Raw genomic sequence first — 17,985 nt, 5'->3', positions numbered from 1 at the left:
CGACGGGGCGATGCCTCATCGGGAGCGTGTCTGTGTGTGCGCTCTAGGTTAGGATGAGCGCAGAAAGTCTATGGATGTGCGGATCTAGTCCATCGCCCAGATCTCCTCGTCGGTCGGCACGTGGACGTGTGGCGACATACGAGCGATGCGGGAGATGTTGAGTAGATGCTTGTAAGTGAGGTTCTCTGAGATAGAGTTGTTGCCCCAGCTACCGCAGCCTAGGGTTGTGGTCACGGAGAGTCCGTTTTGGATAGATCCACCAGCGGTGATCGAGCAGGGAGCGTTGACGATGAGACGCGAGATGGTGATCTCGTCGCCAGCCTTGATGATGTTACCCTGATTGTTTGAGTGGATGCCAGCTGTGTGGCCACGACCCTCCATCTTGAGGTTGGTATTAGCCAGCTCGATAGCCTCGTCAAAGTGACGGTAAGGCAGACATGTCATCACGGGGCACATCTTCTCCTTGCAGATAGGATCGGCAGTACCGACGCCCTTGGCAGGCACGATGAGCATGCGGGTACCCTCAGGTACGGAGATGCCAGCGAGCTTAGCGATGTGCTGTACGCTCTTGCCGACGACGTCACGGCTGATGGTGCCATTGACGAAGAGCGTATTGACCATCTTGTCATGCTCCTCAGCAGGTACGAAGTAAGCTCCGTGATCCTTGAAAGCCTGGAAGATCTCCTCCTTATGCTGCTCAGGATAGATGAAGCACTGCTCGCCAGAGCAGATGATGCCGTTGTCGAAGATACGTCCGCGGATGATGGTCTCGGCAGCCTCGTTGTAGTCGATATGCTCATCGAGGATGACCTGTACATTGCCGGCACCGACACCAAAGGAAGGTTTGCCCGAAGAGTAAGCAGAGTGTACCATGCCCATACCACCCGTAGCGACTACGACGTCGACGGCTGCCATGAGGTCTTGCGTGGCTTGGATGGAGGGTTCGGTGACGCACTGGATGAGGTGCTCGGGTACGTTGAAATCCTTGAGGCGCTCCAGTATGAGCTGGATGGTATGTGCAGAGCAGTTCTTAGAGCGAGGGTGTGGAGATACGATGATCGCATTGCGTGTCTTGAGTGCGAAGGCGATGTTTGCCATCGGAGTGACGATCGGATTGGTCGTCGGGGTGATAGCCGCGACGACACCTACGGGCTTAGCGATCTTGATAAGACCGGTTTTCTCGTCGATGTCTAGTACGCCCACACTCTTCTTGCCCTGGAGGTTGCTCCATACGCCTTTTGACTTGTTGCGGCACTTAGCTACTTTGTCCTCATAGACGCCCATCTCGGTCTCGTCGACAGCTTCACGAGCGAGCATCTCAGCATTGTCATAGACGACACGACAGAGAGCCTTGACCACCTGGTCTACAGCGTCCTGGTCGAAGCGTGCTTGGTAATCCTTCTGTGCCTCTCGTGCTAGAGAGACCATTTCTTTGATATCCATGATATGGTTGTTTATAGATTGAATTGAGTGATAGCTTTATTAGTAGAGAGCCTTGTAGATGTCTCTGATTTCGTCCCGTGTGAGGGGGGTGTAGTTGTTTGCTAGGAGGCGCTGCTGCGTAGCGATGACCGCATCGGCAAAGCCTTCGACCTCCGCCTCCTTCATACCGTAAGTGTGAAGCGGGTTCTTAGCAATCAAAGCTGAGAGTAGTGCGTCGATCTCGTCAAAGAGCGTGGCGGGTGTGCAATCCATTAGCTTGGCGAGCTTCTCCTTGAGGAGCTGCATCTGACCAGCTGGAGCTTTGCGCTCGTAAGCCTTAAAGACCTCGGTGAAGAACTGATAGTTTGCCTCTCCGTGGGGTACGTGATAGGTACCTCCGAGCGGATAAGAGAGCGCATGGACGGCACCAACACCCGCATTGCCAAAGGCGATGCCCGCGAAGTTGCTCGCCATGATCATCTCGCCCATACAGTCGAATCGGTAGTCGGGGCCCTTGTCTCGTATCTTCTGGAAGACCGGGATGATGATCTGCCAAGCTGCTTCGCTAAAGATAGCGGTGTAGGGATTGCACTTGGGCGAGAGGAAGGACTCGACAGCATGTATGAGCGCATCGATGGCGCTACAGGCGTAAAACTTGAAGGGTAGCCCCCTCAGCAGCTCAGGGATGATGACCGCATTGTCAGCTACGATGGCATCGTCGGCGAGTCCCATCTTCGTCTGGCGGCTCTTGATCTCAGCGATCGATATATTGGTCACCTCGCTACCTGTACCGCAGGTTGTGGGGATGATGATGAGTTGCTTCTCCTTGACGAGCGGGATCTTCTTGTCGAAAGCGTCCATCACGTCTGTCAAGCCACGTAGCACAAAGAGCTTGGAGATGTCGATGACCGTGCCACCGCCTACGGCTATGACACGATCGTAGTCCGTCCCCTGGAGGTCGTGGAGGATCTGATTCATCATCTCCTCCGATGGCTCTCCTGTGCCGTAGTGCTCCTGCATGACGAAGTGGCAGGGTAGCTGAGAGGCTTTCATAAAGGGCTCGTAGAGGAAGTCATTGGTGATGACTAGGTCCCGCTCCCCGAGTGCAAAGGCTTTGGCAAAGTCTGCAAAGGTCTCGAACTGGTCGATGACCGTCTTGAGCTTGAATAGTTGCATAGTAAGAATGTATTGTTATAGTTTGAATCTTCTCTTGCACTCCGCCTCTAGCTCGGGGCGGAAATTGGGATGAGCGATAGCAGTCAGTGCTAAGGCTCGCTCACGGAGCGACTTGCCCTTGAGGTGCGCCACGCCATACTCGGTGACGATGTAGTCTACGTCATTGCGAGAGGTGGTGATGGCTGCGCCCTCTGTGAGTAGGGGTACGATGCGGGAGGCGGTACCTCGGCGAGCTGTGGAGGGGATAGCGATGATGCTGCGTCCGCCCTTAGACCAGGCGGCACCACGTACGAAGTCTACCTGTCCGCCGGGACCGCTGAACTGTCGTAAGCCCATCGCCTCCGAGACGACCTGTCCCATGAGGTCTACCTCGATACAGCTATTGATGCTCACGAGGTGGTCGTTTTGGGCGATGATGCGCGGATCGTTGACATAGTTGACGGGGCGCATCTCAATGGCTGGATTATTGTGCGCAAAGTCGTAGAGCTCTTGTGTACCCATGAGGAAGGTAGCGACCACCTTGTTGGGATGTAGCGTCTTGCGCCGGCCCGTTATGGTGTTAGCCTTGATGAGCTTGACGACACCGTCGGAGACCATCTCGGAGTGGATGCCGAGGTCCTTCTTATTCTTGAGGAAGAGCAGGACAGCATCAGGTATAGCTCCGATGCCTAGCTGGAGCGTGTCTCCATCCTGTATGAGCTCTGCGCAGTTGCGTCCGATAGCCTCCTCGACCTCTCCGATGCGAGGCAGGTCGAGTGCATAGAGCGGGTAGTCAGCTTCGACGATATGCGTGAGCTGCGAGATATGTATGAGGTTGTCTCCGCCGACGAAGGGCATCTGCTTATTGAGCTCTCCGATGACGACTCGCGCTTGCTCTGCGGCAGGCTTACTATAGTCACAGGAGGTTCCGAAGCTACAGTAACCCTCCTCGTTGGGATAGGAGAGCTGCACGATGGCAACATCTGGATGAAAGACTCCCCCCGGCTGCATCATCGAGGGAACCTCGTAGAAGTAGGAGGGGACGAAGTCCGCGCGCTGCTCATCGACAGCGGGACGCGTGTTGGCACCGACGAAGTTGGTCACGAGTCTGAAGTGTCCCTCCATCTCGGGTGCTGTGTAGGGGCTTTCGCCGAGAGTGACCATGTGGAAGATGCGTACGTTGTGAAAGCGCTCATAGTTTCGCGCTAAGGCTGCGACGCAAGCTTGCGGTACAGCCGCCGCATGAGATAGGACGACGAAGTCACCGTCCTGTATGTGAGAGACCGCTTCGTCGGGAGTGATACTGCTAAATGGGATAGACATATAGAGAGGTTAGAGATTAGAAATTAGAGGTTAGCTGTTGGCTGTTGGCTGTTGGCCGTTGGCTATTAGCTGTTAGCTAGTAGCTCTAGTGACTTTAGCCAACGGCCAAGAGCCAAGAGCCAAAAGCCAATGGCCAGCAAGAGTCACTTTCGTATGATCCGAAGCGCCTCGGCGATGAGTTCGTCGCTGACGCTGTCGTCTACAGTTACCGTTAGGGTGGGGAGCGCGAGCTCGCTGCGCAGAGTCTCCTGCACGACCTCTTGGATCGTACTACTCAGCGAGGGGCAGGCCTGACAACTCCCCGAGACCTTGACGAAGACCTGCTCGCCAGCTACTCTCAGCAGAGCTATGTCGCCCCCGTGTGCCTGGAGCTGGGGACGTACATAGCTACTGATGATGGTAGTGATCTCGTCTACCCTAGAGGATAGATCTGTCATAATCGGCTAGGACTACTTGCCCTGAGGCTTCTTGTCCAGAGAGGTGTCGATATGAGCTATCTGACGAGCCAGCTCCTTCTTTGCCTCCATATTACACTGACGCGAGATCATGATGCGCTGAGCCTGTGGCGATCCAGCACCGTGTAGGCTCTCCGTGCGGTAGCCTACGGCAGCGGTACCGAGTGTGAGGTTCTCGATCAGACGTAGGATGCGCATACGATTCACCGTGTCCGTGCCCTTAGCGCCAGCAAGGTATTTACGTACGAGCGGGCCGACCTCCTCGTGCTGCAGGTCAGCTTGGCTAGGCATCGTAACCATCAGACCGCCAGCTATGTCCTCAGCGAGACGAGTTATTTCGTAAGGATAGCGAGTTACATTCTGCTTACATACGTTGGCGAGGAGCATATCGATCAGATAGTTGCCCGACTTCGTCTTCTTGCCCTCAGCCGAGCAAGCGATACCACAAGCGTAAAGCGTCTCATTGAGGTGAACCATCTCGATCAGCTTGTCCTTGATGTGCGAAGCTTTAGGTACGCCATTGTAGTCAGCAGCTAGTGCGGCCGCACCGATGAGGACATCGCCCACACCTACCTTACAGCCACCATAAGACTGACGGTGATAGCCAGCGAAGCGCTCGACGAGCATGTTGGAGAACTGGTACTCACGGCACATGAAGACACGCTCCATAGGTACGAAGACGTGATCCATGATGAAGAGCGTCTCATGACCTCCGAAGGTTGAGTTACCTAGATCAATGTCGGCACCCTCCTCCATCTTGCGCGTGTCGCAAGACTGGCGACCGTAGATGATGGTAACACCCTCAGCGTCACTAGGGATAGCAAAGGAAACGGCGTAGTCCGCATCCTCCTCACGCATCGAGCAGGTCGGCATGATCAGGTGCTCGTGTGAATTGACCGAGCCCGTCTGGTGAGCCTTGGCACCCGTGACGACGATACCGTCAGGGCGTATCTCATTGATGTGTACGTAAAGATCAGGATCCTCCTGCTGTGAGGGAGAGAGACTGCGGTCGCCCTTAGGATCGGTCATAGCACCGTCCACAACGAGGTCGTTGTCCTGGCAGTACTGGACATAGTCTCTGAAGCGCTGGTGGTAGTTGGTACCGCACGCCTCATCCATCTCGTAGGTGGTAGACCAAATAGCGTTGAAGGCATCCATACCTACACAGCGCTGGAAGCAGCTAGCGGTCTTCTGCCCGAGGAGACGCTGCATCTTGACCTTCTTGACGAGGTCCTCGGCACTCTGATGAATGTGGCAGAAGCGATTGATCGTCTTGCCCGTAATGTTGGAGGTGGCGGTCATCAGGTCTTTGTACTCCTCCTGCTGAGCCAGCTCATAGGTCATCGCTAGCGAATTGAGCGATGGGCGGATCATGGGGTGGTCGACAGGGTTGTCGATCTTCTTGCCCATGAAGTAGACGTTTAGATGGAGAGCTCTAAGGCTCTCGATGTACTCTTCGCGTGTTTTCATAACTTCTTTTCTGTATAAAGTGAATAGAATCGTCGTGTGTCCGAGTAGGACCCTCGAGATACAGAGCAGAAGTCACGGGCGAGGTCACTCTCCTACAGCTTGAAGCTGGCAGTAGGGTGTGGCTGATGACGGTAGATACAACGAGAGGGAGCCTCATAGTCAGTCTCGCTGCTATGGACTCTAGTATACGCACTATGTGAAGCCATATATGTCCCGCTGTCATTCTTTTTATTTCCTAGCTCTGAAAACAAAAGTCCTATGGCACAGGCAGGTCTTCTGACTTCTCCCTAGTTCGTATAGCTCACATTGAGTCGTACAAAACGGGCGATACCCTGGGTCTTCCCATAGCTACCTACGGCACATTCGCTAGAATGCTGGTAGGCTGGCGCTACAGTGACATCATAATGCAGGGTCGCACTTCAGGAGTTACAGCTGAGAGTACAGTCTTGGCTTCGCACCAAGTTCCCTATTCAGACGGGGTGACAAAGATTGGTTGTTCCTCGTGCACCTATGCACCGCAAAGGTACATAATATATTCTAATTCCAACTCATAGGTGCCATAAGAGACAGGGCTGACGTATGATAAAAATGAGCTCGTTTCATTTCCTACCTAGGAATTCCCAAATTCCTCCGTAGATATTTCTGATTTGCTACCTAGGAAATGGGCAAATTCTTCGGACTTATTTTTTGATTCCTCCGAAGTTTCATTTGATTCCTCCGAAGAATTTTTCATTTCCTACCTAGGAATTGGCAAATTCCTAGGTAGCTATTTGGCAAATTCCTAGGTAGGAATTCGATTCTTCGGGAGGAAGGCGTAATCAGAGAGTTTTCATAGCCACTCTGTAGCGATCATCGAACGGCCTATTCCTAGTTCTCGACCTGAGCAGCTCCTAAGTGGCTGATTATAACGTATCAGCCCTAATTGGGTGACTCAAGAGTGTGTACCTTTGCTGAGATAAGCTTATCTTTGCAGTATGAAGTATACGAAGCGGTTAGAGCGGTGGTTCGTTTCGCTCAGCGAGCAGCTACGAGGTCGGGGGCTGATGAGGCGCCTTGCCGTGGTCGGTATGTCACTGGGGTTGCTGGTCAGTTGTGCTGGGGGGAGTACCACAGCGCAGCAGCTGCCTACGCACCTTGGCCCGATGAGCGAGCGTGCCTCGGACTCGCTCGTTCGTGCGGCTAGTGACTGGCTCAGCACGCTTACCATCGAGGAGCAGATCGGTCAACTGATCATCCCGATCTGGGAGCCTCGCTATGATTCGGCTTCGCGTGAGCGCTATCTGCGGCTCATAGACCAGATTCATCCTGGGGGCATCCTCTTTCGCAAGGGGGAGCCGTACGATCAATATCGGCTTACACATCTTCTACAGGAGCGCTCTCGCATCCCACTACTGATCACGGCCGATGCGGAGTGGGGGTTGGCGATGCGCCTGCAGGGGACTATACGCTATCCGCGTATGAAGTTGCTGGCGGACCACTGCACGCCTGAGGAGATGTACACGCTCGGGCAGCATATGGCGCAGCAGTGCCGTGTGATGGGCATTCACGTGAGCTTTGCGCCAGTGCTGGATGTCAATAATAATCCGAAGAACCCGGTCATCGGTACCCGCAGCCTAGGCGCTACGCCTGACATTGTCATCTCGCACGGCTTAGCCCTAGCGAGGGGGCTGGAGGATGGCGGGGTGCTGTCGGTCGCTAAGCACTTCCCGGGGCATGGCAATACGGACAAGGATTCGCACAAGACTCTCCCCACCGTGTCGGGTAGTCTAGAGGAGCTCGAACGGGTGGAGCTAGCCCCCTTTCGCGCTTACATAGAGGCTGGACTTGGGGGCATCATGGTGGCGCATCTGTCGGTGCCAGCACTGGAGCCTGACGTGACCTGTCCCACTTCACTGAGCCACGCCGTCGTGACAGGGTTACTGCGTGAGCAGTTGGGCTTCAAGGGGCTCATCTTCACTGATGGACTAGAGATGCGAGGGGTGCAGCGTGCGGAGGGTTTACCTATATCTGTAGCTGCCATCCTAGCGGGCAACGATCTGCTTCTAGGACCTCTAGACCCGCTAGCGAGCTACAAGGAGCTACTCTCGGCTTATCGTGCGGGCACGCTCTCGGCGGAGACGATCCAGGATCGCTGTCTGCGCGTCCTTTGCTACAAGCTCCTACTCCATGCGGGCGAGACTAGCGAGAGACCACTATATAATAAGGAGGAGCTCTACGAGGCGCTGCATACGCCAGAGCTAGTCGACTTTGCCGAGTACCTACAGAACAAAGTATCTAAGAAATAACATTCACAGCTGTCTAAACAAGCGTAGTATGATAAAGAAGAATCCCACCCAGACGACAAATACAGCCTGTCTACCCCTACAGTTTGACACTGCCTCATGGTTTGCTCCCGAGCTGACGAAGCTTGCTGAGCACCTCAACGACCAGATGGTCGAGATGATGCGCTACTATCCTGAGCCAGACTACAAGACGCTCCGCACGATGATCGCCAAGCGTAATGGGCTACATGCGGATAATATAGTCATCACCCCAGGACGTACGGCTGGCTTCTACACGATTGCGGAGGCTTTTGCGGGGCGGCGTGGTGCTATCCTGGTGCCTTCGTATCAGCACTATGAGTTAGCCGCCAAGCGCTATGGCTGGCAGCTGACCTATATCCCTGAGGATGTAGAGACGCAGGAGATCAAGCTCGAGGGAGAGGAGTTTTGCTGGATCTGCTCGCCCAATAGCTCGACGGGACGCTTTCGCTCACGGGCTGAGCTGCTGGAGCTTATCAAAGCGCACCCTCAGGTCTCCTTCATCGTAGACCAGTCCTATGCGACCTTTACGACGCAGCCGACGCTTACGCTGAGCGATGTGAAGAATCATCCCAACATTATCTTCGTCAGTTCGTTCACACAGACGTACGGTCTGCCTGGTCTGCGCATCGGCTATGTGACGGCCGACAAGAAGGTCGTCAAGGAGATCCAGAAGGTGATCGACCCGTGGTCGGTCAGCACGATGGCGGTCGAGGTGGCGAAGTATATCTTGATCCACCCCGCGCAGTTTACCCTGCCGATACGCAAGTGGCAGCGTAACGCGCTCGAGCTAGAGACCAAGCTGCGCCAGATAGACGGTATCGAGGTGATGCCGAGCGATGCACCATTCTTCCTCGTGCAGATCCACTGCGCTACAGCAGCTGAGCTCATCAAGTATCTGCTGGAGGAGCACAATATTGCGGTCTACGATGCGACCACGCAGCGAGGTGTCAAGGGCGAGATGATCCGTATCACCGCTCGTGACACGGTAGACAATGCAAAGCTTCTGGAGGCTATCACAACCTTTTGCACAGGACGGTAAAACTCCCTGATAACGAGCACGAGGCACACGCTAAGGAGGGGGTCTTTGGAGAAATTCATACCCCGATACCGAACTAAGACTAATTATTTATTGCTACCTTTGCGAATGCGGAGGTTGTTGCAATGTAATTTATAGTGTCGATGCAATCTGAGTGTATAGAGCGAAGTGCCACCATAACAGCCATCAATGGCGGAGAGGTGTGCCTCACGGTACTACGTCCATCAGCGTGTAGTAACTGTGAGGTGGCGGGGCATTGCCACGCTTCGGAGAGTCGCCTGGAGACGATCACACTCGACCGCTCGCAGTTCCCTAGCGATATAGCTCTCGGTGACCAAGTCTCTCTAGAGATGCGGAGCTCGCTGGGCATGCGTGCTGTACTCCTCACGATGATTGTCCCTACGCTACTCATCATCGCTGTAACTATCCTCCTCAGCTACCTAGAGGTAGGTACGCTGGCTCAGATATTGATCGCCTTAGGTGTAGCCGCCGCATATATGCTCCTGCTATGGCTCTTACGTGATCGGTTTGAGCGCACTTTTACCTTTACCGTGCGAAAAAAGTAAGTTCATACACACTTCTATGACAATACTATCCACCATACTTGTCCTCGTAGTGATAGCGCTCTTGAGTGCCATCCTACTCTTTATCACCTCTAAGAAGTTTGAAGTCAAAGAAGATCCACGCATCGGCGAGGTCGCTGAGGTCCTACCACAGGCGAACTGCGGTGGCTGCGGTCACCCGGGTTGCGCGGGCTTTGCGAAGGCTTGTTGCGAGGCTTCCACGCTCGAGGGGCTCTGGTGTCCCGTGGGCGGAGAGCCCGTCATGACGAAGGTCGCAGAGATACTCGGTCAGAGCGTCGCTAAGAGCGATCCACTCGTGGCAGTCGTACGCTGCAATGGTACCTGCGAGGCACGCCCTCGGACGAATACTTATATAGGAGCTCGCAGCTGCAAGATCGAGTCGACGCTGTACAGTGGCGAGACGGGCTGTAGCTACGGCTGTCTAGGCAATGGCGACTGCGTCGCTGTGTGCGACTTTGATGCGATCCATATGAATCCCGAGACGGGGCTACCCGAGGTGGACGAGGATAAGTGTACTGCCTGCGGGGCTTGTGTCAAGGCTTGTCCGAAGATGATCATCGAGCTTCGCAAGAAGGGGCCCAAGGGTCGCCGCCTCTACGTCAGCTGTGTCAACAAGGACAAGGGTGGCGTGGCTCGTAAGGCTTGTGCGAATGCTTGTATCGGATGTAGCAAGTGCTTTAAGGTCTGCCCGTTTGAGGCGATCACGTTTGAGAATAACTTGGCTTACATAGACCATCAGAAGTGTCGTCTCTGTCGCAAGTGTGCGGCCGAGTGCCCGACGGGAGCTATCCACGAGGTCAACCTCCCGCCACGCAAGGAACCCGCAGCAAAGCCAGCGCCTGCCGAAAAGCCAGCGCCTGCTAAGGCTGAACCTGCAGCGCCTGCAGCTGAGACCTCTTCGACAGCATCTGTACCTCAGAAAGATTAATACGAAGCTATGGCAAAGACATTTAGAATAGGGGGCATCCATCCCCACGACCATAAGATCAGCGCAGGGGTACCTATCACCGTGGTCGCTCCTCCAGATGAGGTGGTCATCACATTAGCACAGCATATCGGAGCGCCGGCCACTGCAGTCGTCAACAAGGGCGACAAGGTGCGTGTGGGTACGCTCCTAGGCAAGGCAGGAGGCTTTGTCTCGGCAAACATTCACTCTTCCGTCTCTGGTACGGTCACCAAGGTGGACCAGATCACGGATGCCAGTGGCTTTAAGAAGCCCGCCATCTTTATCAAGGTTGAGGGCGACGAGTGGGAGGAGTACATCGACCAGACCGATACGCTCATCACTGAGACCGACCTAGACGCCAAGCAGATCATCGATCGCATCGCTGAAATGGGGATCGTCGGTATGGGTGGCGCGACCTTCCCGACACATGTCAAGCTGTCGCCTCCTCCTGGTCAAAGTGCCGACTACGTCATCATCAACGCCGTCGAGTGTGAGCCTTATCTGACCAGCGACGATGCGCTCATGCGTGTCAAGGCGATGGAGATCATGGTAGGCTGCTCCATCATCATGAAGGCTGCCAACGCTCCCCGCACGCTCATCGGCATTGAGGTCAATAAGCCAGACGCTATCCGCATCATGCGTGACGCAGCGGAGCGTGCCAAGGAGTTCCTGCCCGAAGGACAAAGCATCACCGTCGTACCGCTCAAGAAGCGTTACCCGCAAGGTGGTGAGAAGCAACTCATTGATGCGCTCATTCGCAAGCAGGTCGCCTCAGGCGCACTGCCTATCTCCACAGGAGCGATCGTGCAGAACGTCGGAACGACCTTCGCCATCTATGAGGCGGTCATGAAGCACAAGCCACTCATCGAGCGTATCATCACCGTCACGGGACAAGCTATCACGCATCCCTCCAACTTCAAGGCGCGTATAGGCACCTCTATGCAGACGCTCATCGACGCTGCAGGAGGCTATGCTGAGGAGCCAGGCAAGATCATTGGCGGTGGTCCTATGATGGGCCGAGCACTCGTCAGCACCGACATACCCGTTGCGAAGGGTTCGTCAGGACTACTCATCCTCTCCGCCAAGGAGTCGACACGTCCCGAGATGCACGACTGCATACGCTGTGGTAAGTGCGTATCGGTCTGCCCGATGGGTCTCAACCCCGCCTTCCTCATGCGTGACACCATCTACAAGGACTGGGAGAGTACCGAGCACAACTACATCGCCGACTGTATCGAGTGCGGCTCATGTAGCTATACCTGCCCAGCAGGTCGTCCGCTCCTTGACTACATACGTGTGGGCAAGCAGACCGTCATGGGCATCATGCGAGCCCGCAAGAAGTAATACATACTGAGATAGATCACCGATCCTCATCATCGACTACGATATATAGCTTATGGCACAACAAGTCATCGTATCACCCTCACCGCATATTCATAGCGGTGACACCATTAGCAAGAATATGTATGGGGTGCTGATTGCTTTGATACCAGCATTCCTCGTCATGCTCTACCAGTTTAGGACAGACGCTCTACTGATCACCGCCATCTCCGTAGCCTCCTGTATGCTCACGGAGTGGGTCATCACCCGATTCTTCTTGCACCGCCCCTGTCGTCTGCTGGACGGCTCGGCACTGCTGACGGGCGTCATCCTAGCCTTCAATCTCCCCGCCTCGCTCCCCTGGTGGCTCGTCCTGATGGGTGGCGTCGTCGCTATCGGCATTGGCAAGATGGCCTTCGGAGGTCTGGGCAACAACATATTCAACCCCGCACTCGTCGGGCGTGTCTTCCTCCTCATCTCCTATCCTGCGCAGATGACCACCTGGAAGCTCCCCGCTCGCCTTGCTGAGCAAGCTACCGATGCCGTCACAGGAGCGACACCTCTAGGCATCCTCAAGTCAGGAGCCATCGACAAGCTCCCCGACTCGCTGCAGCTCCTCGTCGGCTTCAACTTCTCCTCCATGGGAGAGGTGAGTGCCATCGCCATTCTCATCGGCTTAGCTTATCTACTCATCCGACGCATCATCACCTGGCACACGCCCGTGGCTATCATCGTCTCAGCATTCGTACTGAGTGGCATCATGCACCTCTACAACCCAGCGATGTACGCCAGTCCCTTCTTCCACCTACTGACTGGTGGTCTACTCTTTGGTGCAGTCTTTATGGCGACCGACTACGTCACCTCGCCCATCTCGCACCGTGCACAGCTCATCTACGGCTGTATGATCGGACTGCTCACCGTCATCATTCGCTTGTGGGGTTCTTACCCTGAGGGTATGTCCTTTGCCATCCTCATCATGAATGCGCTCACCCCACTACTCAACACCTACATCAAGCCACGTCACTTTGGTCATGTGGTCAAATCTAGAAAGGAGGCTAAAAGATGAAGAAGCTACCCTCTACACTTCCTAACATGATCCTCTCACTCGGGATCATCTGTCTGATCATCGCTGGTATCCTAGCCCTGGTCAATGTGGCAACAAAAGATACCATCGCGCAGGCCGAGACGAAAGCTAAGGTCGAGGCAATCAAAGAGATCGTCCCTGCCTTTGACAATAACCCTTACGAAGAGCGAGACACCGTCACGCTCGAGGGCGAAGACCCCATCACCGTCTATCCCGCCACGCAGGGTGGTCAGCCCGTAGGCTACGCTATCGAGACCTATACAGATAAGGGCTTCGCTGGTCACATAGATATTATGGTAGGCTTTGATATGCAGAGCCAGATCGTCGGCTTCAAGGTGCTCAAGCACGAGGAGACCCCCGGTCTAGGCGCTAAGATACAGGAGTGGTTCACCTCTCCCGCACCCAATGCTGACCTCATTCGTGATGTTCGCGGGCTTGATATGAGCCAAGCTTCGCCACTCAAGGTCTCCAAAGATGGAGGTAAGGTCGACGCCATCACCGCTGCGACCATCTCCAGTAGAGCCTTCATCGATGCCATCGAGCGAGCTTACCGAGTCTATCAGAGCGTCATCGGCGAGGGTGCCCCCACGGCACAGCCCACTGCGAGCAACTGTGAGCTCCCCGAGCGAGAGGTCATCGACAGTCTATTCAATACGCTACTCCCCGCCTATCGTCTGGTGGATAAGGCGAAAAACGGCACCTCTGAAGACGGCTCTCTTTGGCTAACTCAGAGCTACGGCACCAACGATATGAGCGAGACGACCGGTTTGCTCGTCGTCACCATCAGTGGCGATGACAACGAGGGGCATTGCGCACCAATGCTCGTCTGCTTTGACAATAGTGGTACACTGACAGCCTTTGCTGTAGCTGATGTCGAGGCTGCGGATCAGCTCGTCTCTATTAGTAAAGAGTACGGAGGCAACCAAGACCCCGCTACCGTCAAGCCCTCAAAGAAGTCACTCATCGGCAAGAAGGTCACTCCCTCTAGCCTTAAGCTACGCAAGGACGGCGGATCTGTAGACGCTACCTCAGGTCCTACGGCCTCTTCGCGAGCTGTCCTCCAGGGCATCGCCCGTGCGCAGCGCATCTTTGTAGAGGCCAATGCTAACGAATCAACTAAGTAATGCACGACCATGAATAAGTATATCAAGACAATTACCAATGGTATCATTACGGAGAACCCCACCTTCGTGCTTCTCCTCGGTATGTGTCCTACCTTGGCGACCACTACGTCAGCCATCAATGGACTCAGCATGGGACTAGCCACCACCTTCGTGCTCATCTGCTCCAACGTGATGATCTCCCTCCTGAAGCGACTCATACCTGATGCGGTACGTATCCCAGCCTTTATCGTCGTCATCGCAGGCTTCGTCACCGTACTGCAGATGGTCATCAAGGCATACATGCCAGCCCTCGATCAGAGCTTAGGTATCTTCATCCCGCTCATCGTGGTCAACTGTATCGTTCTCGGACGTGCCGAGTCGACTGCCTCCAAGAGTAGCGTCGGTATATCTTTCTTCGACGGTGTCGGCATCGGATTAGGCTTCACCATCGGACTAACCCTCCTAGGCACCGTACGTGAGATGCTCGGAGGCGGTTCATTCTTTGGCATGACGGCCTATCCCAATGACTTCTCAGCACTACTCTTCGTACTGCCTCCAGGAGCCTTCATCGCTCTAGGACTACTCATCGGCATCTATCACGCTATCACCAAGAAGCAATAGGTCAAACCCATGAGACGTAACGGCTAGTCCCTAGCCACAGCTCATCACACAGACACTTACTACTATGGAATTTATCATCATATTCATCGTTGCGGTCTTTGTCAACAACGTAGTCCTCTCCCAGTTCCTCGGCATCTGCCCCTTCTTAGGCGTATCTAAGAAGGTCTCCACCGCCACAGGCATGGGCGCTGCCGTCACCTTCGTCTTGCTCCTAGCGACGATGGTTACCTGGCTCGTACAGACTTATATATTAGTTCCCCTGGGACTCGAATTCCTGCAGACCATCGCCTTCATTCTCGTCATCGCTACACTCGTGCAGATGATCGAGATGATCATCAAGAAGATCTCTCCCGCGCTCTATCAGGCGCTCGGTGTCTTCCTCCCGCTGATCACGACAAACTGCTGTGTACTCGGTGTCGCTATCCTCGTCATCCAGAAGGAGTTCACCTACGCTGAGTCACTCGTCTATGCCGTCTCCATCGGTATCGGCTTCCTCCTCGCCATGGTCATCTTCGCTGGTATCCGCGAGCAGCTAGCCAAGACGGGTAGCACGCCACGAGCTATGAAAGGCACCCCCATCGCCCTCATCACCGCTGGTATCCTAGCGATGGCCTTCATGGGCTTCTCTGGTCTAGCAGCTATCTAGTATCCCATAGCCTCCACCTCTTTAGCGAGGCCGAGCTGACGCCAGGGGGCTTGTTTATTGGGGAAAATGTCGTATCTTTGCAAACGCATTGATTGAGATGCGTGCTTACAGACGGGGAATATCCCTTCAGTCGGCAAGCAAGGAGAGGTGGCAGAGTGGTCGATCGCGGCGGTCTTGAAAACCGTTGACCTTCACGGGTCCGGGGGTTCGAATCCCTCTCTCTCCGCTTTAAGTACTCTGGCAGCACCGCCAGAGAGCACTGTCGAAAAAGTATAAGTATCGTAATTCCAACGAGTTACGATACTTTTGTTTTATAATCCTCTACCTCTTCAGAGTAGTTACAGAGATAGCCGAAACGCTCAAAATACTCTCCAATGGCTACAATCTGGCTACACTTTTTTCTCGCAAAAAATAATTGTAGCCAAGAGTATGTAGAGAGTCTGTTTAGAGTACTTGTAGATTGCTGTAGTTCAAACAATTATGTGCAACTTTGTAGGCGAGTTGTAGAGAGTTATTAGCACCGTAAATGTGTAGCTTTTCTGGTCGCAAACTTTCTATGCTTGGCTACAATAAAAACAGACAATGTATGCAATCAATTTTCAGAACAGCATTCTACCTTCGCAGCAACTATGTGAACAAGGAAGGAAAAACACCAGTAATGCTACGCATCTATCTCAACAATGAGCGGATGTCACTAGGCTCCACTGGCATCACCATCGTGCAGTCCCAATGGGATCGCGAAAAAGAGCGAGTAAAAGGGCGTCACACCGAAGCTCTGAATACGAACTTGCAATTGGATAACATCCAAAGTGGTTTACAAGCCATCTTTCGCAAGTTAGAAATGACTGATGAGCTTTCGTTAGAGCGTATCAAGTCAGAACATCTTGGCAAAAAACAAGATATAGATACCATCATGCAACTCTTCGACAAACACAATGAAGATGTTGCAGCTCGAGTTGGCATCTCAGTCTCTGCGCCCACTCTTCAAAAGTATAAGGTCTGCAAAAGACGCTTTTCTGAGTTCCTAAAAGATAAACTCAGACGTAGAGACCTCAAGCTCACGGAGCTAACCTATATGATTATACATGATTTTGACCTATACCTACGCACGGTGGTGGGGCAAAATCCTAATACAGCCACTAAGACGATGAAGACCTTCAAGACTGTCGTCATTTTGGGGCTAAAGTTGGGCGTACTACATCACGACCCATTTGTCAACTTCCGATTTCACTTAGAACCAGTGAATAGAGGGTTCTTGACTGATGAAGAGGTCTTACAGATTGTCAACAAGGAGTTGAATGTCTCAAGATTGGAGCTGGTACGAGATGTCTTCATCTTTTCCTGCTTTACAGGTTTAGCCTACATTGATGTGGCTAATCTTACACCTGACAATATCGTGATGCTTGGTGGCAAAGAGTGGATTATGACCAAGCGACAGAAGACAAGTGTGGAGACCAATGTGCTGCTCCTCGACATCCCTAAGCGCATTGTCAGTAAATATAGCCACCAAACTTATCGTGATGGCAAGCTCTTCCCTATCCTTAGCAATCAGAAGACCAATTCATACCTCAAAGAGATTGCAGATATATGTGGTATCAAGAAGAACTTGACTTTCCACTTAGCTCGACATACCTTTGCGACAATGTCACTGAGCAAGGGAGTTCCGATAGAGAGCGTATCTAAGATGCTGGGGCATACCAATATCAGAACAACGCAAATCTATGCCCGGATTACCAATAAGAAGATTGAACATGACATGGAGCAGTTTGCTGACAAGCTAGGCAAGTTCAATACGGCAATGGGTATCGGGGAGAATAGCTGGCAATAAGTGTAACCATTAAAACCAAATAAAAAGATGAAGACAACGAATAAGAAAGAACTATCCTACTTCCGCTTAAAGCTGGAGAGCTACCTTAGTGAGCATTTCCCTGAAAAGATGGAAGACAAACCATTTATCAAGGCACGAGCTGATGAAGCTCTTACCACCTACTGTGATGCTGTAGAAGAAGGATTCTCGTATCCCGAAGCAGAGAGTATGGCAAGTGAAGTGCTGTATCGTGACCTGCATTTCTCCAAATATGACACGCTTGTGTCCGTCTTGGAGAATGAGTTTGAAAAGGAACTCCCCTCTCCACTCCCCGAACGACTCTCTCAGATACTTCTCGGGAACAAGGCGATACAAGAACTATTTGACAAGTATAACCTTACGGATGAATTTGTTGCAACACCTGAGTATGACACGCTCTACACAGAACTGACAGGAACAGTTGTACTTCTTATCGAAGCTAATCAACTTCCCACGATAGGCGATGTGAGTGCATTAGAGTAGACAATGTAGATTATCCCTATCTCGTGAGCCTTTTGAGCTTCAAGAGCCAAGATAGTCTCTCTGCTCCATACGTCAAGAGCATATTCTATCTCTTGTCTTTATGTCGCATAGTCTCTTGGCTCTGCTCTTGAAAACTCTAAAAGACTCCGAATATGAATAGATCTCTCATGAACAAAGACCTGCACAGT

Annotated in this window: 16 protein-coding genes, 1 tRNA gene and 1 riboswitch; of the genes, 12 read left to right on the top strand and 5 right to left on the bottom strand. The window is 53.2% G+C overall.

What is annotated here, in order from left to right:
- Positions 1 to 84 precede the first annotated feature (84 nt).
- From L215_RS0101880 to L215_RS0101860, 5 genes are all read right to left on the bottom strand, one after another.
- Entirely contained in the window at positions 85 to 1,443 is a 1,359-nt protein-coding gene (locus L215_RS0101880; protein ID WP_025883676.1) for an aldehyde dehydrogenase family protein, read from the bottom strand.
- A 39-nt stretch (positions 1,444 to 1,482) separates the two neighbouring features.
- Positions 1,483 to 2,598, bottom strand: coding sequence for a 4-hydroxybutyrate dehydrogenase (locus tag L215_RS0101875; protein WP_025883675.1), 1,116 nt, complete (start codon positions 2,596 to 2,598; stop codon positions 1,483 to 1,485).
- A 15-nt stretch (positions 2,599 to 2,613) separates the two neighbouring features.
- Positions 2,614 to 3,900: an acetyl-CoA hydrolase/transferase family protein gene (locus tag L215_RS0101870; protein ID WP_027451254.1), complete on the bottom strand. Its 1,287-nt coding sequence runs from the start codon at positions 3,898 to 3,900 to the stop codon at positions 2,614 to 2,616.
- Between the two features lie 143 nt (positions 3,901 to 4,043).
- Complete coding sequence (locus L215_RS0101865) at positions 4,044 to 4,337, bottom strand: NifU family protein (RefSeq protein ID WP_025883674.1); 294 nt, start codon at positions 4,335 to 4,337, stop codon at positions 4,044 to 4,046.
- A gap of 12 nt (positions 4,338 to 4,349) precedes the next feature.
- Positions 4,350 to 5,825: a 4-hydroxyphenylacetate 3-hydroxylase family protein gene (locus L215_RS0101860; RefSeq protein WP_027451253.1), complete on the bottom strand. Its 1,476-nt coding sequence runs from the start codon at positions 5,823 to 5,825 to the stop codon at positions 4,350 to 4,352.
- A 249-nt stretch (positions 5,826 to 6,074) separates the two neighbouring features.
- A riboswitch (cobalamin riboswitch) is annotated at positions 6,075 to 6,352 on the bottom strand.
- A 447-nt stretch (positions 6,353 to 6,799) separates the two neighbouring features.
- Here L215_RS0101860 and L215_RS0101855 point away from each other — a divergent pair.
- The 12 genes from L215_RS0101855 (at position 6,800) to L215_RS0101800 (ending at position 17,797) form a co-directional block, all read left to right on the top strand.
- Complete coding sequence (locus L215_RS0101855; RefSeq protein ID WP_025884255.1) at positions 6,800 to 8,110, top strand: glycoside hydrolase family 3 protein; 1,311 nt, start codon at positions 6,800 to 6,802, stop codon at positions 8,108 to 8,110.
- A 28-nt stretch (positions 8,111 to 8,138) separates the two neighbouring features.
- Complete coding sequence (locus L215_RS0101850; protein ID WP_025884256.1) at positions 8,139 to 9,167, top strand: aminotransferase class I/II-fold pyridoxal phosphate-dependent enzyme; 1,029 nt, start codon at positions 8,139 to 8,141, stop codon at positions 9,165 to 9,167.
- A gap of 140 nt (positions 9,168 to 9,307) precedes the next feature.
- Positions 9,308 to 9,730, top strand: a complete 423-nt coding sequence (locus L215_RS0101845) for a SoxR reducing system RseC family protein (protein ID WP_081780333.1) — start codon at positions 9,308 to 9,310, stop codon at positions 9,728 to 9,730.
- Between the two features lie 16 nt (positions 9,731 to 9,746).
- The gene (locus L215_RS0101840) at positions 9,747 to 10,676 is read left to right on the top strand and encodes a Fe-S cluster domain-containing protein (protein WP_025884259.1); all 930 of its coding nucleotides are present in this window, start codon (positions 9,747 to 9,749) and stop codon (positions 10,674 to 10,676) included.
- 9 nt (positions 10,677 to 10,685) lie between these two features.
- Positions 10,686 to 12,038, top strand: coding sequence for an electron transport complex subunit RsxC (rsxC, locus tag L215_RS0101835; RefSeq protein WP_027451251.1), 1,353 nt, complete (start codon positions 10,686 to 10,688; stop codon positions 12,036 to 12,038).
- A 52-nt stretch (positions 12,039 to 12,090) separates the two neighbouring features.
- Positions 12,091 to 13,080 (top strand): RnfABCDGE type electron transport complex subunit D, encoded by a 990-nt coding sequence (locus tag L215_RS0101830; RefSeq protein WP_025884262.1) that lies wholly within the window; start codon positions 12,091 to 12,093, stop codon positions 13,078 to 13,080.
- A complete protein-coding gene (locus tag L215_RS0101825) occupies positions 13,077 to 14,222 on the top strand; it encodes an RnfABCDGE type electron transport complex subunit G (RefSeq protein ID WP_025884263.1) in 1,146 nt (381 codons plus the stop codon). Before L215_RS0101830 ends, L215_RS0101825 begins: the two co-directional genes overlap by 4 nt.
- Before the next feature lie 9 nt (positions 14,223 to 14,231).
- Positions 14,232 to 14,822 carry an RnfABCDGE type electron transport complex subunit E gene (locus L215_RS0101820; RefSeq protein ID WP_025884264.1) on the top strand — a complete coding sequence of 197 codons (591 nt, stop codon included), beginning with the start codon at positions 14,232 to 14,234 and terminating at the stop codon, positions 14,820 to 14,822.
- A gap of 64 nt (positions 14,823 to 14,886) precedes the next feature.
- Positions 14,887 to 15,468 (top strand): electron transport complex subunit RsxA, encoded by a 582-nt coding sequence (rsxA, locus tag L215_RS0101815; protein ID WP_025884266.1) that lies wholly within the window; start codon positions 14,887 to 14,889, stop codon positions 15,466 to 15,468.
- A gap of 141 nt (positions 15,469 to 15,609) precedes the next feature.
- Positions 15,610 to 15,694, top strand: a tRNA-Ser gene (locus L215_RS0101810).
- A gap of 360 nt (positions 15,695 to 16,054) precedes the next feature.
- Positions 16,055 to 17,296, top strand: coding sequence for a site-specific integrase (locus tag L215_RS0101805; RefSeq protein WP_025884268.1), 1,242 nt, complete (start codon positions 16,055 to 16,057; stop codon positions 17,294 to 17,296).
- Between the two features lie 27 nt (positions 17,297 to 17,323).
- On the top strand, positions 17,324 to 17,797 hold the full coding sequence (locus tag L215_RS0101800; protein WP_025884269.1) for a DUF1896 domain-containing protein: 474 nt from the start codon (positions 17,324 to 17,326) through the stop codon (positions 17,795 to 17,797).
- Positions 17,798 to 17,985: the final 188 nt, after the last annotated feature.

Origin of the sequence: Porphyromonas uenonis DSM 23387 = JCM 13868, assembly GCF_000482365.1 — a bacterium.
GTDB classification, from domain to species: Bacteria; Bacteroidota; Bacteroidia; order Bacteroidales; family Porphyromonadaceae; genus Porphyromonas; species Porphyromonas uenonis.
This window is presented reverse-complemented; position numbering and strand designations above follow the sequence as displayed.